The organism is Streptomyces sp. CGMCC 4.7035 (assembly GCF_031583065.1).
Lineage (GTDB): Bacteria > Actinomycetota > Actinomycetes > Streptomycetales > Streptomycetaceae > Streptomyces > Streptomyces yaanensis.
This window is the reverse complement of record NZ_CP134053.1, coordinates 2350364-2371886: the sequence shown is the minus strand read 5'-3', so window position 1 is coordinate 2371886 and position 21523 is coordinate 2350364. Positions and strand designations below refer to the sequence as shown.

At 68.6% G+C, this 21523-nt stretch carries 13 protein-coding genes and 2 pseudogenes; 11 read left to right on the top strand and 4 right to left on the bottom strand.

Annotation, left to right across the window (positions count from 1 at the left end; translation table 11 throughout):
* Positions 1–14 precede the first annotated feature (14 nt).
* Positions 15–224 (bottom strand): DUF397 domain-containing protein, encoded by a 210-nt coding sequence (locus Q2K21_RS09920; RefSeq protein ID WP_310769034.1) that lies wholly within the window; start codon positions 222–224, stop codon positions 15–17.
* Entirely contained in the window at positions 206–1048 is an 843-nt protein-coding gene (locus Q2K21_RS09915; RefSeq protein WP_310769032.1) for a helix-turn-helix domain-containing protein, read from the bottom strand. The genes Q2K21_RS09920 and Q2K21_RS09915 overlap by 19 nt, the downstream gene beginning before the upstream one ends.
* Before the next feature lie 208 nt (positions 1049–1256).
* On the opposite strand from Q2K21_RS09915, the gene Q2K21_RS09910 reads away from it, so the two are divergent.
* The 8 genes from Q2K21_RS09910 (at position 1257) to Q2K21_RS09875 (ending at position 16035) form a co-directional block, all read left to right on the top strand.
* Positions 1257–1496, top strand: a complete 240-nt coding sequence (locus Q2K21_RS09910) for a hypothetical protein (protein ID WP_310769029.1) — start codon at positions 1257–1259, stop codon at positions 1494–1496.
* A complete protein-coding gene (locus Q2K21_RS09905; protein ID WP_386275982.1) occupies positions 1493–1723 on the top strand; it encodes a hypothetical protein in 231 nt (76 codons plus the stop codon). Before Q2K21_RS09910 ends, Q2K21_RS09905 begins: the two co-directional genes overlap by 4 nt.
* A 171-nt stretch (positions 1724–1894) precedes the next feature.
* Positions 1895–3835 carry a DUF2075 domain-containing protein gene (locus tag Q2K21_RS09900; RefSeq protein ID WP_310769026.1) on the top strand — a complete coding sequence of 647 codons (1941 nt, stop codon included), beginning with the start codon at positions 1895–1897 and terminating at the stop codon, positions 3833–3835.
* A 92-nt stretch (positions 3836–3927) separates the two neighbouring features.
* Positions 3928–7815 carry a BREX-2 system ATPase PglY gene (gene pglY / locus Q2K21_RS09895; protein ID WP_310769024.1) on the top strand — a complete coding sequence of 1296 codons (3888 nt, stop codon included), beginning with the start codon at positions 3928–3930 and terminating at the stop codon, positions 7813–7815.
* Between the two features lie 8 nt (positions 7816–7823).
* Complete coding sequence (gene pglZ, locus Q2K21_RS09890; protein WP_310769023.1) at positions 7824–10712, top strand: BREX-2 system phosphatase PglZ; 2889 nt, start codon at positions 7824–7826, stop codon at positions 10710–10712.
* Between the two features lie 40 nt (positions 10713–10752).
* Entirely contained in the window at positions 10753–12504 is a 1752-nt protein-coding gene (locus Q2K21_RS09885; protein WP_310769019.1) for an AIPR family protein, read from the top strand.
* Between the two features lie 46 nt (positions 12505–12550).
* Positions 12551–13876: a BREX system ATP-binding protein BrxD gene (brxD, locus tag Q2K21_RS09880; protein WP_310769016.1), complete on the top strand. Its 1326-nt coding sequence runs from the start codon at positions 12551–12553 to the stop codon at positions 13874–13876.
* Entirely contained in the window at positions 13876–16035 is a 2160-nt protein-coding gene (locus Q2K21_RS09875) for a DEAD/DEAH box helicase (RefSeq protein ID WP_310769014.1), read from the top strand. Before brxD ends, Q2K21_RS09875 begins: the two co-directional genes overlap by 1 nt.
* A 17-nt stretch (positions 16036–16052) precedes the next feature.
* On the opposite strand, the pseudogene Q2K21_RS09870 reads toward Q2K21_RS09875, so the two are convergent.
* Positions 16053–16298, bottom strand: a pseudogene (locus tag Q2K21_RS09870) (3'-5' exonuclease); the annotation flags it as partial.
* A gap of 265 nt (positions 16299–16563) precedes the next feature.
* On the opposite strand from Q2K21_RS09870, the pseudogene Q2K21_RS09865 reads away from it, so the two are divergent.
* Positions 16564–17149, top strand: a pseudogene (locus Q2K21_RS09865) (serine hydrolase); the annotation flags it as partial.
* A gap of 122 nt (positions 17150–17271) precedes the next feature.
* On the opposite strand, the gene Q2K21_RS09860 reads toward Q2K21_RS09865, so the two are convergent.
* Positions 17272–19338: a serine/threonine-protein kinase gene (locus Q2K21_RS09860; RefSeq protein WP_310769011.1), complete on the bottom strand. Its 2067-nt coding sequence runs from the start codon at positions 19336–19338 to the stop codon at positions 17272–17274.
* An 839-nt stretch (positions 19339–20177) separates the two neighbouring features.
* Between Q2K21_RS09860 and Q2K21_RS09855 the strand changes: the two genes are divergently transcribed.
* Positions 20178–20681 (top strand): hypothetical protein, encoded by a 504-nt coding sequence (locus Q2K21_RS09855; protein ID WP_310769009.1) that lies wholly within the window; start codon positions 20178–20180, stop codon positions 20679–20681.
* 312 nt (positions 20682–20993) lie between these two features.
* The gene (locus Q2K21_RS09850) at positions 20994–21137 is read left to right on the top strand and encodes a hypothetical protein (protein WP_310769006.1); all 144 of its coding nucleotides are present in this window, start codon (positions 20994–20996) and stop codon (positions 21135–21137) included.
* The last annotated feature ends 386 nt before the right edge of the window (positions 21138–21523 follow it).

Sequence of the window (21523 nt, the reverse complement as noted above, 5' to 3'; positions counted from 1 at the left end):
ACCGGCATGCCAGATCAGGCGGGTAGGTAGCCGCCCTTGACGGCCGACACGAAGGAAGACCAGCCGCCCACAGGGAATACGAGCACTGGACCGTTCAGTACCTTGCTGTCCCTCACGGGAACGACGGTGGCGAAGTCGTCGGAGACCTCGACACACTGACCACCATCCGAGTTGCTGTAGCTACTCCTGCGCCAGGAAACGGCGCTCAGGTCGATGGTTCGCATGGCACTTCCTCCAGCACGCGCAGGATGTACTTCCGCGACTCGTCCGGGGGCAGGGCCAAGTCGCGCACCGCATCGTACATTTGCTGAAGATTTTCGACCTGGCCAGCCGTCTCGATGAGATCGCCCCGACTCGCGCTCTCCACATAGGCCACGGTTCGACCGTCCGGCACCCGCAGGAACATCACGTCGGTATGCGAGAGGCTGTGCGGTCCTGCACTGTGCGGAAGCACCTGAACCGCGACCATCGGACGCTCGGACATCTCGACCAAGTGCGCCAACTGCTCACGCCAGGCCACAGCGTCCCTCAGCGGAGTACGTAGCACCGTCTCTGAAAGGATCGTACGGAAGTGCGGCGCATCCTCTCCTTCCAACAAGTCGCGACGACTCAACCGGGCCTTGACCTGCTGCTCCAGCTCTTTCCCCTTGAGGCGCCCCGCCGCCAGAACCTCCCTCGCGTACCCCGGCGTCTGAAGAACCCCGGGAGGCACACCTACCGCGAAGTGCCACAGGCTCACCGCCTCCGCCTCCAGCGCCATGTACCGCCGGTATCGCTCCCGGAACTGCGTATGGTCCCCGGCGGCCAGCTCCCACAACGCCAGCAGCAGCCCCGGCGTCCCGTAGTGCTGATCCAGCGCCTGAACGACCTCCGGGCTCCCCAGCGTCTCGCCCTTCTCCATCTTGCCGAACAAGGACCAGTCCCACCCGAGCCGCTCACCCAGCGCCCGTAAGCTCGTCCCGCTCCCGACCCGCAACGTCCGCAACTCCTCGGCGAACCGTTGACGGGGCTCCTGGCTGCGGCCGGTGATGACGCGTCGTTGCGGCATACCGCTCCCTCCGGGACGTGCGCGTGACCGATGTGGAACGTGTGGAACCACCTCCGCGCAGCGGGGAAGCACCGCCCCGTCCGCAACCCGGTCGTCCACATCCGGGCGCATCCTCGTAACGACCGGACTACGCAGCGTAATTCACCGAGCGCAGCCGGGTCACGGAATCAGCGGAACCACACCGCCAACCGCACAGACGAGGACCCACATGACCCCCACGCCTCACACTCCCCACACCTCCAAGACCCAGGAAGCCCTCGACGCCCGCGACGCCCTCGCCACCGCCCTCACCCAGGCCGGCATCCAGCTCCCCGCGATGGACATCCGCACCCCCTGGGTGGACGACCGCGAGGTCGAAGCCCCGTACGCGCTCGTCCACCTCGGCGTGTGCTCAGCCCCGGTCGCCCACTTGCTCGCGGACGTGATCACGAAGGGGATCACCGGGTGACGGAGGACGCCGACGCGATCCCCACCGTCGGTGAGGCCGTCCACGACAGCGCCCGCGACCGCGTCGGACGCGTCATGGGCCACGAGGGCCCGTACATCCAGCTCCGCCCGCTCGCCGGTGGCCGCGAATGGGACGCCGACCCCGGCCACCTCCGCCCCCTCACCCCGGCCGAGCTGCTGAGCGCCCTCGTCGCCGAAGCGAACGCCCGGAGCAGACAGCCCAGATGACAGCACCGCTCCCCATCCGAAGCCGCACCCCGACACCCGCCCTCGCCCTGGCCGACTCCGTACCGTTCCCCTCCCCGTGATCGACACCCTCGCCTAGGATGGCGAGACCATCTCAGCGGCCCGACGGGCTTCCTGATCCGCCTCGCGAGAGTGCGGCGGACCTCGAAGGACATGCCCCCACCCGCACGAGTCTTCTTCGTGCTGCCTGGGGGCATCTCCTTGCTGTTCCGTGAGTCCGCGGCGTCCGTGGCCGCCCGTATCCTCGAAGGGTCGCTGGCGCTGCATCTGACCGAGAACTTCCGTCACCTGCACGGCCGGAACGCCGGGCAGTCGGAGATAAGGTCCTGGGAACGCAGCCTCCCGGCGCTCGTCAACGCGCTCATGGATGCAGGCCTCGGCGACGTCGAGGTCCTCATCGAGTACAGCCTGCCCCTCACCAGCAAGCGCGCGGACGCCGTACTCGCCGGCATACACCCCACCACGGGCGAACCGTCGTACGTCGTGGTCGAACTCAAGCAGTGGAGCGCGGCCTACCCGGAAGAGGACGAGCCGCTGCTGTGCCGGATCGACGCCTACCCGGACGCCGTGCTCAACCCGATCGAGCAGGTCCGGGGCTACTGCGAGTACCTGCTGTCGTTCAACGGCGCGCTGGAGCGGATGCCAAAGGCCCTCGCCGGGGTGGCGTTCCTGCACAACGCGACCGAATCCCGCATCGCGGGCCTGCGGGGCGTCAAGGAGGACCAGCACGGCCGGATGTACACGGGTGAACAGCGCGGCGCCTTCCTGGACTTCCTGCGCTCACGACTCGCCGCCAAGCCCGGCGCGGAGGCCGCGGACGTACTCCTCGACGGCAAGATCCGGCCATCGAAGCAGCTGATGGCCGTCGCGGCGGCCGAGATCCGCGACCGCGAGCAGTTCGTGCTCATCGCCGAGCAGCGGGTCGCCTACGAGAAGGTCATGGCCGCCGTCCGCCAGGCCAAGCGGTCCAACCACAAGCAGGTCATCGTGGTGACCGGCGGTCCCGGCTCCGGCAAGAGCGTCGTCGCGCTGTCGATCCTCGGCGAACTGTACCGGCGCGGGGTGACCGCTCTGCACGCCACTGGGTCCGCTTCGTTCACCAAGACTATGCGCAAGGTCGCCGGAGCGCGAAAGCCCGCCGTGCAGCAGCTGTTCAAGTACTTCAACAGCTTCATGGATGCCGAGCCGAACGACCTTGACGTGCTGATCTGCGACGAGGCCCACCGGCTCCGCAAGACCTCCGCCAACCGCTACACCAGGGCGGAACTGCGCACCGGCCGCCTCCAGGTGGCGGAGCTGATCGATGCCGCCCGGGTACCCGTGTTCCTGCTCGACCAGCACCAGGTCGTGCGGCCCGGCGAGATGGGCACCAAGGCTGAGATCCAGCGGGCCGCCGCCGCGCAGGGCCTCGAGTGCACGGTCGTAGAGCTGGACGGCCAGTTCCGCTGCGGTGGCAGTGACGCATACGAGAAGTGGGTCGTCGACCTGCTCGGCCTGGAGGGCGGCACGCCGAGCGCCTGGGAGCCGGACGGCAAGCTGGAGCTGCGGACCGCCGAGACGCCGCAGGAACTGGAGGACTTCCTCGTCGCCCGCCGGGCGGAGGGCTACGGCGCACGGATGTCAGCCGGCTACTGCTGGAAGTGGACCACCAAGGTCACCCCGGGCATGACCGAGCTGCCCACCGATGTCGTCATCGGGCAGTGGGCGCGGCCCTGGAACGTGTACGGCGACCGGTCCGTCCTCGGTGCGCCGCCCGCACCCCTGTGGGCCACCGACCCGGCCGGATTCGGGCAGGTCGGCTGTGTCTACACCGCGCAGGGCTTCGAGTACGACTGGTCGGGCGTGATCATCGGACCCGACCTGGTGTGGCGTACGGACCGCTGGGTCGTCGACCGGACGGCGTCCAAGGACCCGATCTTCACCAAGGCGACGCCGGACAGCGAGATCAACCGCCTGATCCGCAACACCTACAAGGTGCTGCTGACGCGCGGCATGGTCGGCACCATCATCTACTCGACGGACCCGGAGACGCGCGACAAGCTGCGCTCGCTCGTGCAACCGGTGTCCGGCGTGGAGGCGCCCGCCCTCGCGTAGTCGGGCATGTGCGAAAAGTTGTCATCCGTTGTCAGTGGTACGCCATACGATCGGATGAGCCCGCGCAGCCGCACGTCGGAGAGTGATCGTTCATGGCACAGCAGCCGCCTCTGCTCCGCGATGTCATCGACATCAAGGAGTCCATCTCCACTTCGGACTTCGTCCTCCAGCTCTCGGAGGCCACGACTCCCGAAGGTGCGGAGCGGGCACTGCGCGACTACGTGGTCACGGAACGGCTGCTGGAAAACTTCGACGAGGCGCTCGGGCTGATCCGGAAGGCTCTCGACGGGCAGTCGTCGAAGGCGGCCTACCTCCACGGCTCGTTCGGTTCCGGTAAGTCGCACTTCATGGCGGTGCTGCACGCCCTGCTCAGCGGGGCGCCGGCGGCTCGCGCGCGGACGGACCTGGACCCGGTGCTCACCAAGCACGAGTGGCTCGGCACGGACGGGAAGCGGTTCCTGCTCGTGCCGTACCACATGCTCGGGGCGAAGGCCCTGGAGCAGCGGGTCCTCGGCGGGTACGTCAGCCATGTCAAAAAGCTGCACCCCGAGGCGCCGACGCCGCAGGTGTACCGGACGGATGCCCTGTTCGAGGACATCCGGGCGATGCGGTCCCGCATGGGCGACCAGGCGGTGATCGGCGGCCTCACCTCGGCGGACGGCGGCGGCACGGCCGACGAGGAGGACGAGTGGGGCGAGGCGTTCGGCTGGACGCCTCAGCTGCTCGACACCGCCCTCACTGCCGAGGAGGTCCACGAGGGCGGCCAGGCTCTCAACCTGGTCAGCCCGTCGACGCCCGCCGAGCTGCGAGCGCGCCTGGTCCAGGACGCGAGCACGCACCTGCTGCCGGGCTTCGCGAAGAACGCCGCTGAGGACGAGCACGGGTTCATCTCGCTCGACGCCGGCCTGTCCGTGATCGCCGAGCACGCCAAGGCGCTCGGCTACGACGGGCTGATCCTCTTCATGGACGAGCTGATCCTGTGGCTGGCCACCCTCATCCACGACCAGAAGTTCGTGGCTCGGGAAGCCGGCAAGATCACCAACTTCGTGGAGGGGGGTGACGCACGCCGGGCCATCCCGGTGATCTCGTTCATCGCCCGCCAGCGCGACCTGCGCGAGCTGGTCGGCGAGGAGGTGTCGGGTGCGGCCGAGGCGTCCATCCAGGACACGCTCAACCTGGCCTCGGGCCGGTTCGACAAGATCACGCTGGAGGACCGCAACCTCCCCCAGGTCGCGCACGCCCGCCTGCTCAAGCCCAAGGACGAGGAGGCCGCCGCTCTCGTCAACGCCGAGTTCGAGAAGACCCGCAGGATCCGCCAGGAGGTGTGGGACACGCTTCTGGGCTCCGACCGCGGTGCGGACGGCGTCGGTGCGGACGAGGAGAGCTTCCGGCTGACGTACCCCTTCTCGCCGGCGTTCATGGACACCCTCGTGCACGTGTCCTCCGCGCTCCAGCGCAACCGGACCGGCATGAAGCTGATGGGGCAGCTGCTCGCCGACCACCGGGCCGAGCTGCGGCTTGGCGACCTGATCCCGGTCGGCGACCTGTACCCGCTGATCACGGCGGGCGGCGACAAGCCGTTCACCGACAGTCTGAAGGTGGTCTTCGAGGCGGCCGACAAGCTGTACCGGACCAAGCTGCGGCCGTACCTCATCCTCACCCACAACGTGTCGGAGGAGGTCATCGAGCAGTACATCCACCGCCCCGATAGCATCACCGACCCGGACCTGCGCAACCGGCTCAAGCAGTTCACCGGGGACAACCGGATCGTCGGCACGCTGCTGCTGTCGGCGCTCGCCCCGAGCGTCCCGGCCCTGTCCGACCTGACCATCCGCCGCCTGTCCGCGCTCAACTACGGCTCGGTGGTCGCCCCGATCCCGGGCCGCGAGTACGGCATCCTGAAGAACAAGGTCGCCGAGTGGGCGGGCCGCTTCCCGGAGATCAAGGAGACCGGCACCGAGGCCAACCCGGGCGTCCGGCTCGAACTGTCCGGCGTCGACGTCGACTCGGTGATCGCCAACGCCAACGTCAACGACAACCCCGGTAACCGCGAGGCCCTCGCCAAGCGGCTCCTCGTCGAGGAACTCGGCATCGACCAGTCGCAGTTGATCAACGAGCTGCACTTCGCATGGCGAGGCACGGAGCGCAGTGTCGAGGTGGTGTTCGGCAATGTCGCCGACGAGGACGCGCTGCCGGACCACGACCTGATGCCCCAGCAGGACGGGCACTGGCGAATCGTGATCGACCTCCCCTTCGACGAGAGCGAGTGGGGGCCCCGCGAGGACGCCAACCGCATGCAGCGGCTGCGTGAGCGGCAGGGCGAGCCCTCCCGCAGCGTCGCCTGGCTGCCCACTCACCTCTCCAGCCAGCGCTACGCCGACTTCCGCCGCCTCGTCGTCATCGACAAGGCCCTGTCCGACAGCCAGAGGTTCGACGGCCAGTACGCCGGCCATCTGAGCCCCGACAACCGGGCCCGTGCCAAGGGGCTCCTGGAGACCCAGCGGGAGTCGCTGCTGAAGAACGTCAAGGCCGCCTTCAAGCAGGCGTACGGCCTGGCGGACAAGAAAGCCACCGACGTGGAGCTCGGCTTCGGCGACCATCTGGAGTCGCTGCGCGAGGTCGAGGGGCTGACCCTGTCCTTCGGCCAGTCGTTGCGCGACGGCATCCGGCACATCGCCGGCAAGCTGCTCGCGAGCCAGTACCCGGACCACCCGAACCTGGACCCCGACGGCAACGGCACGGTCGTCAAGCCTGCCGACGCCAGGAAGGTGTTCACGCACGTACAGGCGGCCGCCGAGGCCCGCGACGGACGTGCCGAAGTCCCCGCCCCCGACCGGAACCTGATGCGGCGCGTGGCTACTCCGCTGCGGCTGGGACAGCAGAAAGAGGCGTACTTCGAAGTGTCGGAGTACTGGGCGGAGCACTTCCGGCAGCTCGCCAGCTCGCAGGGCGTGACCGGCGACCTCAGCCTGATCACCCTCACAGACTGGACGGATAGGCCGACACCGCGCGGCCTGCCGAGCTTCCTCGCCCGGCTCGTCGTGGCCTCCTTCGCCGAGATGGACGACCGGGTGTGGGTGCGCAACGGCACCCCGCTCGACCCGGCGCCCACGCTGAACGAGATCAAGGACCATGACGCGCTGCGCAGCCAGCCGCTGCCCTCCGAGGAGGACTGGGCGGCGGCCCGCCAGCGGTTCACCGCGGTCTTCGGTGAGCCCGCCCCCACGCTGCGGCGTGGCCGCATGGTCAACCAGCTCGCCCGACAGATCACTCAGCAGGCGAGTGCCCACCTGGAGGCAGCCCGTGAGCTGGTGACCCAGCTGGAGCGGCACGCCGGCTTCCTCCGGCTCGACGAGACCGCTGAGGGCGGGCGCCTCGCTCTCGCGCGGCGGGCCGTCGAGCTGCTCCAGGAACTCACGCGCTCTGCCGGTCAGGGAGCCGCCGGAGCCCGGAAGACCGTCGAGGCCCTGGCCGCCTTCGACCTCGGCACGGTCGGCGCTGACCGGTTCGGGACCTCCGTCAAGCAGGCCCGTGCGGTGGCGCAGGCGCTGGACTCGGCGTCCTGGACCACGCTCGACCTGGCCACCTCGGAAGGTCCGGAGGGAGAGGCCCTGCTGGAGTCCCTGCGCAATGCCGCGCAGAGCGACCAGCGGACCAACGACCTGAAGGAGGCGCTGGCCCGGACCCAGCGCGAGGTGCTGGCGCTGGTGAAGCGCAACCGCGCGACGCCGACTCCGCCGCCCGCTCCCCCGGCCCCGCGCCCCAGTGACGTACCGCTCGACACGCCGTCGAGTCACCCGCCGGTCCCCGAGCAGACGCCGAGCCCGGGCCCGTCCACCCCGGGACGGGTGAAGCGCTCCGGCGGCGGACGGACGACCGCGGCCAGGGCTGTGGCCGAGCTCCAGGCCGAGATCGCGGAGCTGGCGGCCCGCGAACCCGGTACCACCGTGGAGATCACCTGGCGGGTCGTCGAAGGATGAGCACGGCGATGACCAGCACGGTGGCGGTGCGGCTGAACCTCGCGACGATCACCCAGTACCTGTCGGCCCAGAGTTCTCTGGCCGACGCCCTCGCGGGCCGGGACCAGCGGCGGGCCGTGCTGCTGCGCTCCGCGCCGCAGTGGGACGGACCCACCGAACACGCCTGGGGCGACGGGCTGTCGGCCCGGATCGCGGCGGCGCCCTCCCCACTCGCCGTGCACGAGCTGCTGCTCGGTCACCTGTCGGACACGGCGGCCGGCCCCGCCCTGCTCGTCGTCCTGACCGACCGCGAGCAGAACGAACTCGACCCCGCCATCCTGGCCCGCGCCCACAAGAAGCGCATCGACACGGTGGACAGCTGGGACGTGGTGCGGGACGCGTTCGGAGCGCATCAGCTCGACCAGCGGCTCAGGGACGACAAATGGGCAGCGGAAGCCCTGCTGGACGCGGCGCCCCCGAAGGGCGGCTGGCCCCGGCTGGGAGGCGGCATCCTGTCGCGCGGCACGGCACTGTCCGCGCTCGCGCTGCGACGCCTCAGGCTGGGCAGCTACGAGGACGAGGCGGCCCGTCAGGACCACACGACGTCCGCCGACCGGCTCGACACCCACGCGCTGCTGGGCTGGTCCCTGCTTCCGGGACGTCCGGAGCGTTTCCTGGCGCTGCGCGGCCCCGAACGCGCCGGCCTGGCGCAGTTCCTGGGCGAGGACGACCTCGCCGGACTTGCAGGGCGGGCACTCCTGGCCCTCGTCGAGGCCGAGCACGGGCCGGACGCAGTGGCCTTCGGGCTCGTCTGCGCCGCGCTGTGGTGCCATGCCGAACCGGACGCGGCCGTCTACACGGCGCGCGGTCGTGCGGAGCGCTGGTTCGGAGAGCGTCCCCCAGCGCAGGGCGAGCAGCTCGACGCCATGGCGGCCGCTTTCGGCCGGGCCTCGGAGGACTACGTCGGCACGCTCCTCTCCGCAGCCGCCAGGGACGGTGCCGCCGGCTCGGAAGGAGGCCGCGAGGCCCGCCGGACCAGCGACACGGTGCTGGAGCGTGCCTCGGTGCTGGTCCGCCAGTTCGGCGCGGAAGCCGCCGCCAGGACCAGTCCGCTCCTGCCGGCCGGCCTGGACGCCAGGTTCAGCGCGGTCGGGGCGGCCCTGGCAGCCGGTGATCCGGGACCGCTCGAGGCGGCCGTGCGTTCCCTGAGCGAGCACCGGCGTGCGCAAGGACCGGAGGTCCAGTCGCGGATCGAGCGGACCCGCATGGCGCAGCGGCTCGTCCAGTGGCTGGCCACCGACCCGAAGATCGAGGCGTCTCACGTGGGCGGAGCCATAGAGCGCCACCTCAAGGAGACCGGATGGGTGGACCGGGCCCTCGAACACATCGAAGCGGGCGGGGACCCCGACGACCGGCTGAAGGCCTCCTACGACGCGCTGGCCGAGCGCGTGCGGGAACGCCGACACGAGATCGACCGCGACTTCGCACGTGTCCTGGCGACCTGGACCGCGGCGGGCACCGATCCGGGCGGGATGCTGACGGTGGAGACATTCCTGGAGCGCGTGGTGAAGCCGGTGGTGCGGGGCACCGACCGGCGCGTGCTGCTGATCGTCCTGGACGGGATGAGCGCGGCCATCGCTACCGAGCTGGGCGAGGAACTGCGTGCTTCCTGGGCCGAGTTCGATCCGGTGGCCGCCGACGGCGCTCCGCGCCGCCGTGCCATGGCGGCGGCTCTTCCCACCCTCACCTCCGTGTCCCGCACTTCGCTGTTCGCGGGCAGGCTGATGCAGGGATCGCAGAAGGACGAGGCGCAGCTGTTCCCCGCTCTCCCGCTCTGGGGCAGGGCGCCGGCGGCCGTGTTCCACAAGGACGACCTGCGGGCCGACAGTGCGGGGGACACGTTCGGGCCCGCGCTCACCGAGGCGCTCATGGACGGCCGTACGCATGTCGCGGTCGTCCTCAACGCGATCGACGACCGGCTCGCCAAGGAACAGAAGCTGGGTGACGGGGCCTGGCGGGCCGGGCACATCCCGGGCCTTCCGGACCTGCTGCGGATCGCCGCCTCGCAGGGGATGGCGGTGGTCATCACCAGTGACCACGGACATGTCGTCGACCGGCACGGGGTGAAGGTGGACACCGGCGGCTCGCCGCTGTCCGCCCGACACCGCACCCCGGACGGCGAGACGGCCCCCGCCGAGGTCGCGCTGCACGGCACCCGAGTGGTCGCGCCGCAGCCGGGAGGCTCGATCGTCGCCCTGTGGGACGCCGACTCGCGGTACACGGCCCGCAAGGCCGGCTATCACGGCGGGGCGTCCCTCGCCGAGTTCACGATTCCGGTCCTGGCCTTCCTGCGGTTCGAGGCGTCCCCTCCACCGGCCTGGCGGGAGTTGGGGGATCAGCGACCGAACTGGTGGCTGCTGGAGGAGCCCGCGCCGCTCCCGGCGTCCGTATCACCCCCTCCGACGCCCACTGCGAAGCGGCCGACGCGGCAGAAGCCGAAGAAGGCACAGGCCGAACTGGCACGCACACACGACTCGTTGTTCCCCGTTGCCGTGGTCCCGGCGTCCGACGACGAGGAGACACTGGTGACCGCCACCGTCGTCGGTCCCGACGACGCCCTCGTCTCGGCCCTCTTCGCCTCAGAGGCGTTCCAGGGCCAGATCGGCCTGCTCGCACGCAAGCCCCCGATGGACAAGGTAGAAGGAGCGATCCGGGCCCTGCTCGACGCCGGAGGCACCCTGCCGGTGACCGCCCTCGCCCAGCGTGTGTCCTACCCGACCACCCGCGCCGACGGGTTCGCAGCCATCCTGCGCCAACTACTCAACTACGACGGAGTACAGGTCCTGGAGACGCTGCCGGACGGCCGGACCGTCCGTCTCGATCTCTCCTTGCTCCGCATACAGTTCGACCTAGCCTGACGTCCCATCCGTCCTGTCGCCCATCGATGAGCCGGGAGCCATGAGCGCCAACGACCGTGTGTTGATCAACCAGATGATCGAGGAGCGTCGCAACGCCCGCGCCGTCCCTCTCTCGTTCGACGCGGCCTTCGAGAGGTTCGCGAGCGAACACGCGCTGCACGGCTTCGGTCTCTCGGAAGAGGAGATCGAAGACGGTGTGATCGGAGGCGCAGACGATGGCGGCATCGACGGGGCGTACGTCTTCCTCGGCGGCCGGCTCCTGCACGAGGACAGCGAGATCTTCCAGCAGCAGTCCGCCGTATCGAACATCGAACAGGGCACCCAGCTCACACTCTGGCTCATCCAGGCCAAGACCAGCGCCGGTTTCTCGGAGGTGGCTCTGGACAAAGCGGCGTCCACCTGCGCGAACCTCCTTAACATGGAGGTCGACGAGGCCACCGTCGGCGTGCTGTACACCGACGACCTCCTCGCCCGCTTCAGACTGTTCAGGACGGCGCTGACGCGGCTCCTCACCCGCCATCCGACCGTGCTGATCAAGTTCTCCTATGTGACACGCGGCGACGCGAGCGAGGTGCATCCCAAGGTCCAGGCGAAGGCCAAGATTCTGGAGGCGCAGTTCTCCAACGCCTTCGCCATCTCCACCGGCGAAGTCGAGTTCCTCGGCCCCGCGGAACTCTGGAAGCGTGCCAGCACCCTCCCCTCGTACACCCTGGAGCTCCCCTACCGGGAGAGCATCACTCACGGGACCAGCCATATCGCACTCGTCTCGCTGGGCGAGTACATCGACTTCCTCAGCGACGAGACAGGGGCGATCAAGTCCCACATCTTCGACTGGAACGTCCGTGACTACCAGGGAAACGTCGAGGTGAACCGGGAGATCACAGCATCCCTCCAGAACCCCGAAGCACCCGAATTCTGGTGGCTCAACAACGGCATCACCATCGTGTGCTCGCAGGCGACCTCGGTCGGGAAACGCCTCAGCCTCTCCGACGTGCAGATAGTCAACGGTCTCCAGACGTCGTACACACTCCACGAGACGCTCAACGACCTCTACCTGAGCGACCCTGCCGACCCCGTCTTCGACAGGCTGGTGCAGGTGCGCATCCTCGTCACGGTGGACCAGGCGGCCCGTGACTCAGTCATCCGTGCCACCAACCGGCAGACGAGCGTGCCGGTCGCCTCACTCCGGGCCACGGACGACATCCAGCGGCAGATCGAGTCGTACTTCCTCGAACACGACTGGTTCTACGACCGTCGCAAGAACTTCTACCGGAACCAGGGCAAGTCGGCCGACCGTATCGTCAGCATCCCCCTGCTCGCGCAGTCCGTGATGGCCATGGCGCTGGGACAGCCCGACTATGCCCGCGCCCGGCCTTCGAGCCTGCTGAAATCGGACACGGACTACCGCCGCGTCTTCTCCGACAAGACAGAACTGCCCGTCTATCTGTGGCTGGCCAAGGCGCAGCGCCAGGTGGATGAGTTCCTGCAGTCGTCCTCGGATCCCATCTCCCGTTCGCTGCACACCAACCTCCGCTTCCACCTCGCCATGCTCGGTGCCGTCGACTTCGTGGGCCGCGTGTTCAACAAGCCGGAATCCCTGAACAACGCCGCCCGTGAGGACGTCTTCCCAAGTCCCGCGCGCCTTGCGTGGCTGTGGATGTCACTCCAGCAACAGTTTGACGCCTTCCAGCAGGAGTACCGGTCGGGGCCCGACAAGACCGCGAAGAGCAGCGACTTCGTCACCTACCTCACAAACAACCTCGGATATGGCAGCCTCCACCGCCGCAGGTGATCTCGGAGCACGGTCCGCAGGCCGGCGCAGATGGGACAATGAGCGAGTGATCGGTCCTCGCCCTTCTCCCGTCTCCGCCGCCCGGCGGCGCACCGCTCTCGACGCGCTCCGGCGCGGTGCGGTGCCCGAGAGCGGCCTGGATCTCCTCGCCACCGGCCTCGACCGTTTCGAGTCCGCGCTCGACGCGGAACTCGACGCGGTCGCCTCCGGCGCCTCGGTCTTCAAAGCCGTGCGAGGTGAGTACGGTTCCGGCAAGACGTTCTTCACCCGCTGGCTCGGGGAGCGCGCCAAACAGCGCAACTTCGCCGTCTCGGAGATCCAGATCTCGGAGACGGAAACGCCGCTGCACAAGCTGGAGACCGTCTACCGACGTCTCACCGAGCGGCTGTCCACCACGAGCTTCCCGCCGAGCGCGCTCCGTCCCGTGGTGGACGCCTGGTTCTACGCGCTGGAGGAGGACGCCCTCGCTGCCGGGGCGGACGAGGACGATCTGAGCGGCGCGGTGGAGCAATTGCTGACTGCTCGGCTGACCGAGGTGTCCCGGCACGCCCCGTCGTTCGCGGCCGCACTGCGCGGATACCGGTCCGCGCTCGCCGAAGGGGACGAGTCGACGGCTGCCGCAGTGCTCGCCTGGCTTGGCGGCCAGCCCCACGTGGCGGCGGCGGCCCGGCGGTCCGCGGGCGTGCGCGGCGATCTGGACCACTTCGGGGCCCTGGGCTTCCTACAAGGGCTGCTGACCGTCTTGCGGGACTCCGGACACCGGGGGCTGTTCGTCGTACTGGACGAGGTGGAGACCCTTCAGAGAGTGCGGTCGGACGCCCGTGACAAGGCGCTCAACGCGCTGCGGCAGTTGATCGACGAAGTCCACTCCGGGCGATTCCCTGGCCTTTATCTGGTCATCACCGGAACACCCGCCTTCTACGACGGTCAGCAGGGCGTCCAACGGCTCCCGCCGCTCGCCCAGCGGCTCGCCACGGACTTCACTACCGATCCGCGGTTCGACAATCCTCGGGCGGTCCAGCTACGCCTGTCCGGATTCACCCTGGAGTCGTTGACCGGGCTCGGGATGACCATCCGCGATCTCTACGCATCCGGGGCCGACTCACCCGACCGGATCAAATCGCTGGCCGACGACGCATACATCGCCGATCTCGCACGCGCGGTAGGCGGGGCCCTCGGCGGCAAGGTGGGCGTCGCGCCCCGGCTCTTCCTCAAGAAACTGGTCGGCGACGTCCTCGACCGTGTCGACCAGTTCCCGGACTTCGACCCACGACAGCACTACCGGCTCACGGTGGGCAGCAGTGAACTCACCGACGTCGAGCGGAACCTCGCCGGATCGTCGTCGGCCGACGACATCGACCTGGAGCTGTGATGGCTTCGGAAGCGGACCCCGTCGAGCGGCTAGACCCCGTCATCCTGCATCACGTGGTCAACACACTGGGCTGGCCGGACCTGCGGCCACTGCAGCGGGCCGCCATCGATCCGGTGATGGACGGAGAGGACGCCGTACTGCTCGCGCCCACCGCCGGCGGCAAGACCGAAGCAGCCTGCCTGCCGGTCCTCTCGGCCATGTCAGCACAGGGCTGGACCGGCACCTCGGTCCTCTACCTCTGCCCGCTCAAAGCGCTCCTCAACAACCTGGTGACCCGCATCGACAGCTACGCGCAGTGGCTCGGACGCCGCGCGGCCCTGTGGCACGGGGACACCAAGGAGTCCCAGCGCCAGCGCATCCGTACCGACAGACCCGACATTCTTCTGACGACGCCCGAGTCGCTGGAAGCGATGCTGATCGGCGTGAAGACCGACCATGCACATCTACTGGGAGGAATCCGTGCCGTCGTCGTCGACGAGGTGCACGCGTTCGCCGGCGACGACCGGGGCTGGCACCTCCTGGCAGTGCTTGAGCGTCTGCAACGGGTCGTGGGGCGCCCGATTCAGCGGATCGGGCTGTCCGCGACCGTGGGGAATCCACAGGAGCTGCTCACCTGGCTGCAAGGGTCGGGCGCCGGCCGACGCCCGGGACGAGTCGTCGCCCCGGACATCACGAGCCACTCATCCGGCGAGGGCCCCGTGAGCGGCGTGACCGCGCCGCCACCGGGAGACATCGAACTCGACTACGTGGGCTCCCTTTCCAACGCGGCCAAGGTTCTCTCAGTCCTGCACAAGGGCGAGAAACGCCTCGTGTTCTGCGACTCCCGACGGCAGGTCGAGGAACTGGGCGCCGCGCTCCGGGCGCGGGACGTCACAGTGTTCCTGTCGCACGCCTCACTCTCGGCCGACGAGCGAGCCCGGTCCGAGCAGGCCTTCGCCGAGGCACGCGACTGCGTCATCGTCGCCACATCCACCCTGGAACTGGGCATCGACGTAGGCGACCTGGACCGGGTCGTGCAAATCGATTCGCCCAGCACCGTCGCCTCGTTCCTCCAACGCGTCGGCCGTACGGGGCGCCGTGCGGGAAGCACCCGCAACTGTCTGTTCCTGGCCACGCACAAGGACACCCTGCTGCAGGCTGCTGGTCTCCTGCTCCTCTGGGGTCGCGGTTGGGTCGAGCCTGTCGTTCCCCCGCCCGAGCCGCGCCACCTGGTCGCCCAGCAGTTGCTGGCCGCCACGCTCCAGGAACACAAGCTCGGCGACCAGCTGTGGCCCGAACAATGGAACGGCCTGGCGCCCTTCGACCGTTCAGCCACCCCCGTCCTGCGTCACCTGACGGAGGAGGGTTTCCTGGACACCGACGGTGGCATGCTGTTCATAGGCCCCGAGGCGGAACACCGCTTCGGGCGAAGGCACTTCATCGAGCTGACAGCGTCTTTCACTGCACCACCACAGTTCACCGTGCTGTCCGGGCGCACCGAGATCGGCCGGATGGATCCGTCCGTACTCACCGAGGAACGTCCAGGCCCACGACGCCTGCTGCTGGCCGGCCGCAGCTGGCAGGTGACGTTCATCGACTGGGGCCGGAAAAGGGTCTTCGTCGAACCTGTCGAGAGCGGCGGTGTCGCCAAATGGTCGAACGGGACGCTCGCCGGGCTGTCGTACGCACTGACTCGCGCGATGCGTAACGTCCTCCTGGGCGCCAACCCACCTGTCTCGCTCACGCGACGCGCTGAGGTCTGCCTCCAGGAATGGCGGGACGAGGAGGCTCCGCACGTGGTACACCCTGGTGGAACGTTGGTGGCTCGGCAGGGCAACGACGTCCGCTGGTGGACGTGGGCGGGGTACCGAGCCAACGCGACACTCGGCGCAACGCTGTCGTCGATCGCCGACCCTGTACAGCGCCCGACCGACTGCTACCTGCGCCTACGGGAGGACCTGACCCCGGACATGTGGCGCAGCGCCCTTGGGGCCGCCCAAGCCGAACCGGCCCTTGTCCTCCCTGATGTCGACCAGCGAGCAGTACGCGGGTTGAAGTTCTCGGCGGCATTGCCCCAGCGACTGGCCGTGGCCACGCTCTCGGCAAGACTCGCGGACTTCGAGGGTGCACGTGCTGTCCTGTCGGAGCCCACGCGCTTCTCCGCCAAACCGGCTGCATGAACTTCTGCCACAAAGAGCAGACGCCGCTCCCGCAAGAGGTCTGCTTCGTGTTGCAGTGCGTCTTCCTCGGCCGCTGTGATGCTGGCGTAGAACGGCGCCGTATCAGCCGTCACGCCGATCACGGCAACACAGTGGAACTCCAATCCCTTCATCCGGTGCATGGTGGTCAGCGTCACGCCATCCTCGTCCCCCTCGGTGTCGCGCCCGGCACGCACGACCGGCACTCCGGTCGCCCTCAGGTTTTCCTCCGCCTTGGCCAGCATCAGATTCACGCGGGCACACACGCCGATCTCCGACGGCGGGACTCCCTGTGCGATCCACTTCCGGACCCGCTCGACGAGCGCTTCCATCTCCTCGTGTTGAGATCTGTACCCGCTCACCTCCGGTCGCCGACCACTCAACAGAGAGTGGTAATCGGCCAGGGTTTCGTGCCCGTCGCCGTCCAGGTCAGCAACACGTTCCTGCGCGAGAATGCCGGTCGACCAACTCAGGATCTCTTGCGTCCTCCTCATCCGACAGCAGCCACGGCGGGCCGCCCTCATCCTCGGCTACCTCGCCGAACACCTTTCCGGGCAGCCCCCTGGACCAGCTGGCCACCATCCGCACCTGGCGCCCACTGGGCATGCACTCCACCCGTTTCGGCCCTCTGCGCGACGAGTTGGCTGCCCGCTGTGCCCCGACCGAACTCGCCCAGGACACCGACACCCATCTCAGGGGAACCGCCCACGACTTCTCCGCACGCCTTCTGGGCGGCTTCTGCGGCATCGCCGGCGCCTTCACCGTCCTCGACGACCTCGTCGCCTTCCTGCGCTACATGCTCGACACCGCCACCGCACCAGGACGGGCCGGCTTCGACCCCGCTTGGACCGCCGAGTCGCTCACGATCCAAACCGGCCCCCTGCAACTTGCGCGCGGCCTGTTCTGGCACCCCGCTCCTGGCAGCGACCCCGCCGACGACATCTGGGTCCACTACGGCTTCACCGGCACAGGCATGTGGATCTCACCTCGCCGAGGGCAATGGGCCGTATTGCTGACAAACAAGCTCTACAACACGCGCGAGCGTCAGCCCCTGACCGATGTCCGCAACGTCTTCCGCGAGCTTGCCTTCAGCTGAGGGTGCTTGCATTTCGATCCGGATCCGGCTCTGGACACGGTGATGCAACTTCTGAACCTAACCTGCGATCCAACCGGCCTCACGGGCCCCGAGCTCCGGACGCTCGTCGATAGCCCATCGGTTCAATGGGGGCACTCACCCGAGCCGATGAGTTCGGGTAGACGGCTGTTTCCCTCATAGACGGCGACGGACCAGCGGGTGTAATTCCAGGTCTGGTTGCTGTTGTATTCGGCTGTCAGCTTCCGACAGAGGGTCGTGGCGACGGCGTCTTGGAAGTTGGCCCGTTGGGCTCGGCCGATGAGTGCTCCGTCGGTATCCCGAGCCCACACGTATGCTGCCTTTTCGACCGGGTCAAAGCCGAGGTCGATCGCGTCGCTCGCGGCAAAGGGCTCCAGACCGTGGCCTTCGGCGATCCTGGCATTCCAGGCGGCGGTGATGGCCTTGTCGGTGGCGTCGGCGACGCGGATCTCGGCCTTGTCGCTGCTCGGTATCCCGGCGGTCGCGATGCCGGACTCATCGCCTTGCCACTGCCCGGCGATCACGCTGTAGCACCCGTCGGTGGCCTCGCCGAAGCCGAGGATGCTCGGTTCGAGGTCACCGTCGAAGTTCTTCCAGGAGATGGCGAAGCGCCCGTAGGACCAGGTGGTGGGGTGGACCTTGAGCCGGTATGCGAGGGCGGTACAGGCGGCCATGTCCCCGGCCCGGCGGAACACCTCCCGGTGGTCTTCGGGGATCTGGGAGATCGGACCGCCGGTCACCATCACGGTTTGTGCCCGCTTGTTGAACGTGACCGTGGGCGTCATAAAGTCCATGTCCTTGGTGGCGAGCATGGCCGCCATGCGGTCCCGGATCGCCTTCTCGACGTCCTTCTCCTCCGAGGTGCTCGGGACGGTGCTCACCCTCCACTCCTCGGACGTCGGTTCGGCCGCGTCGCCCGCACGCGTGAAGGCCGGGTTGGACACCCCCGCCAACGGATCTGACGGGACGACGGCACTACGCGGATCGGCCGACGATTCACTCGCGTCACCCGACCCGCTGGCCTGGGGGGGTGGGGTGGGGGCGTTCGCGCGCGTGGCCGTGGTTGCGGTGGGGCCGCCCGTGGAGCTCTCGGCCACGCTGGTCTTACCCGGGGCATCGCTGTCACCGTTGGCGGGGAAGGCGAGGGCGGCCCCGGCGATACCCCCGACCACGGCTGCAGCGACGAGGACAGCCGCGATGGTGCGCCTGCGGGAGGACGCGGACGGCGCATGCCAAGTCGGGTCGTCCAGCGTGGGCATGTCCCACTCGGCCGTGACCAGTTCGCCCACCCAGGTGGGCTCCAGTCCTCCGTCGCCGCCGAGGACCTGGGTGGCCTGTGAGGCCAGGAGCCTCGAGCACTCCTCCCCCGCCTCGACCGCGGTCATCCGCTCGGACGGGTCCTTCGCGAGAGCCCTTTCCAGAATCTCCCGCAGTTGCTCGGGGACCCCGACGAGGTCCGGGTCGCCCGACATGACGCGGAAGGCGACCGCGTCCGGCGCACCGGTGCCGAACGGAAGGCGACCGGTGGCGGCGTAGGCGACGAGCGCGCCCCAGGCGAACATGTCGCCCTCGGGTCCGGCCGTACTGGAGCGGTAGTATTCCGGACTGATCCAACCTGGGGTGCCGGTCATGATGCCGGTGCGCGTGACGCTGGTGCCGTCGGAGGCGCGGGCGATGCCGAAATCCAGCACGCGGGGCCCGGCGGGAGTGAGGATGACGTTCTGCGGCTTCACGTCGCGGTGGACGACGCCGGCCTGGTGGATAGCGGCCAACGCATGAGCGGTACCGGTCGCGAAGGCGTACAGGGTGCCGTCGGCGAGCGGACCGTGGTTGGCCAGATGCTGGTTGAGGGTCGGGCCGGGGGCGTAGGCAGTTGCCAGCCACGGCTCGGCAGCCTCGGCGTCTGCGGCGAGGAGCGGCACGAGGCAGGGACCCTGTACGCGGGCGGAGAGTTGCACTTCCCGACGGAACCGCGCCCGGAACTCCAGGTCCCCCGCCTGCGCGGGATGGATCACCTTGACCGCGACCCGAAGCCCGTCGGTCGTGAGGCCGGCGTGGACGACGCCCATGCCGCCGGAACCGAGACGGCCGATGATCCGGTACGGGCCGACACGGGAAGGATCACCGGGTCGGGCAGGCTGAACCCGTCCGCCGGAGCCAGCAACGCTCACAGACAGTCCGTTCCTTGATGTGCCGTATGTGGTGAGGCAGTTGAGCCGAGGATCTTCCCAACTCCGACCTTCTTCGGTAGTGAATGCGACTGTGGGACAGGTGAAGGAACTGTGGGGTTGCCTCGATCCGGTGAAAGTCACCTGATCGTCATAAGACTCACCAACGGTGAGGGCCTATCGGCCGCCCACGAGTGCCACCAGCGCCAGCACACGCCTCGCTGATCGCCCCGTCCATTCCCGGTCGCCCGTCGCAGTCCGCCAGTAATCCGCAATGCGCTTTGAGCGTATGCGACCCGCGTTGTCAAGCGGCGATCCGCGGCCGCAGGTCGGCCTTCACTTCGCTGCAGGCCCCGGTCGTCCACACTCCGAGCAGCTCAGCGATCTCCTCCAACGGCAGGCCCAGGTCATTTGGCGGCACCGATGAACGCCAGTCGCTCGATCGCGTCCGCGTACACCCGGTAGCCGACCGGAGACCGGTCGGCCGGCAGTAGTCCGGCGCTCGTAGAAGTGCAGGGCGGTGGCAGGGACGCCAGAGCGTGCGGCGAGCTGGGAGATTCGCATCGTCCTCACGCCATCGACGGTAAGCCCTCGCCCGGGTCGAAGAATCCGGGCGCCGCCCTGGAGCCAGCCGAGACCCATCGTCCGGTTCGAGCTGCACAACCTCTGGGCATTGCACACGCCGGTCAGCAATGGACGATCGGCCACGGCAAGGGCCACAGGCTACAACTGACTTGAACCGGGGCAGAGCTGGGCGCCTGAGAAACGCCGTAGGCGGCAGCCACGCTCCGGTCTCTGTCGTAACGTGGCCTCACGATCACCACGGGACTTGAGGGGGACCCATGGAACCGAGAAGCGCTGCCGCAGTCGGCAGGGACTTCCCGTACACGCTGGCCACCACCTGCTACATCGAGGTCCACAAGGACGGCCGAGTCACCCAGGGTGCGGGAACCGACGCCTATCAACGGGCGCTCGCCGGAGAATCCCGCCTTTTCGCCGTCTGGCCCGGGCAGTGGCGAAGCGACCTCTTCGCCATCGACGACCTGGACGAGTTCGCCCGGGCACACGGCATTGTCCATGACGAAGAGCGAACCGGTCTCGCCGAGCACATCCACGACGTCAAGTGGGCCCTGGCGGACCGCGAGCCGAATCCCCGCAGCCAGTACGTCAGCATTGACCTACGTCTCGTCTGCCGATGTACGGTCAACGACCGCCGCACCTTCGCGTCGCAGATGCGAGAGCAGCAGGGCTGGGACATGGCAGTCACCGGCGGCTGGAGCCGCCAGACGAACGCGAACGGCACCACGTACACGTTCCGTGTCCGACGCCGGAGCCTCAGCTCCTAAGCGAAATCTAGGACCGAACAGTGCGGCGACTGAGGGCCTCAGACCTGCGCGTTCGCGAATCGAGCTCCACACCTGGCAGGAACCCCATGGAACAGCTGCCCCAACCACCAACAGCGACACGGCACGTGGCAGGCCATCACTCAGCGCGTCCTCATGACCCGGCGCCTGACCAGGCGCAGATGGTGATTGCGGCAGGCGGTCACAGCTGTCGGCCGACCACGTTCCCGCCGGGATTGTCGGCCAGGACGACCGCCGCAGTGCTGCGCTTGCCCACCGGCTCTCGCTGAACGGCGAGTACGCGATCCTGGAGACATGGACACCGAGTTGTTGGTCGTCCCGAACTGCCTGAACGAGAAGCCCGCCGCCGAACGGCTGCGGCAAGCCCTCGACGACATCGGCCTGCACGACACCGCATGGGACACCCGTGTGATTGTCGAGCAGCTCGAAGCCGAGTAGGCCGGTTTCACCGGCTCCCCAACTATCCACATCGCCGCCCAAGACCCGTTCGCCGAGCCCGGCCGCTCGCCGGGGCTGGCCTGTCGGGTCTACCGCACGCCGCACGGCCTGGCCGGGGTCCCGGATCTTGGCGAACTCCAGCAGGCGCTGGCGGCAGGATCCGCCGACGGACCGACACGGTGACAGAACACGATGCTGAGGGTGATCTGCAGTGCCCCTGAAGGAAGGGGACCTGTGACTCCGGGAGCGGGTTCCGGATATTCCTTCCGGGGCGGTCCGACGCGACTTGGTAAGCGCGTCACCTCTCAGGGACTGCGACACGATCAAGTCGTCCAAGTCACGCGCCTCGCCGTCCGGGTCGATCGCCCCGCCCACCCCGGGCACCC

Excerpts from the sequence above, each read along its gene's own strand:
- Q2K21_RS09920 (WP_310769034.1), bottom strand. The coding sequence starts at position 224 with ATGCGAACCATCGACCTGAGCGCCGTTTCCTGGCGCAGGAGTAGCTAC.
- Q2K21_RS09915 (WP_310769032.1), bottom strand. The coding sequence starts at position 1,048 with ATGCCGCAACGACGCGTCATCACCGGCCGCAGCCAGGAGCCCCGTCAA.
- Q2K21_RS09910 (WP_310769029.1), top strand. The coding sequence starts at position 1,257 with ATGACCCCCACGCCTCACACTCCCCACACCTCCAAGACCCAGGAAGCC.
- Q2K21_RS09900 (WP_310769026.1), top strand. The coding sequence starts at position 1,895 with ATGCCCCCACCCGCACGAGTCTTCTTCGTGCTGCCTGGGGGCATCTCC.
- pglY (WP_310769024.1), top strand. The coding sequence starts at position 3,928 with ATGGCACAGCAGCCGCCTCTGCTCCGCGATGTCATCGACATCAAGGAG.
- pglZ (WP_310769023.1), top strand. The coding sequence starts at position 7,824 with ATGACCAGCACGGTGGCGGTGCGGCTGAACCTCGCGACGATCACCCAG.
- Q2K21_RS09885 (WP_310769019.1), top strand. The coding sequence starts at position 10,753 with ATGAGCGCCAACGACCGTGTGTTGATCAACCAGATGATCGAGGAGCGT.
- Q2K21_RS09875 (WP_310769014.1), top strand. The coding sequence starts at position 13,876 with ATGGCTTCGGAAGCGGACCCCGTCGAGCGGCTAGACCCCGTCATCCTG.
- Q2K21_RS09855 (WP_310769009.1), top strand. The coding sequence starts at position 20,178 with ATGGAACCGAGAAGCGCTGCCGCAGTCGGCAGGGACTTCCCGTACACG.
- Q2K21_RS09850 (WP_310769006.1), top strand. The coding sequence starts at position 20,994 with ATGGACACCGAGTTGTTGGTCGTCCCGAACTGCCTGAACGAGAAGCCC.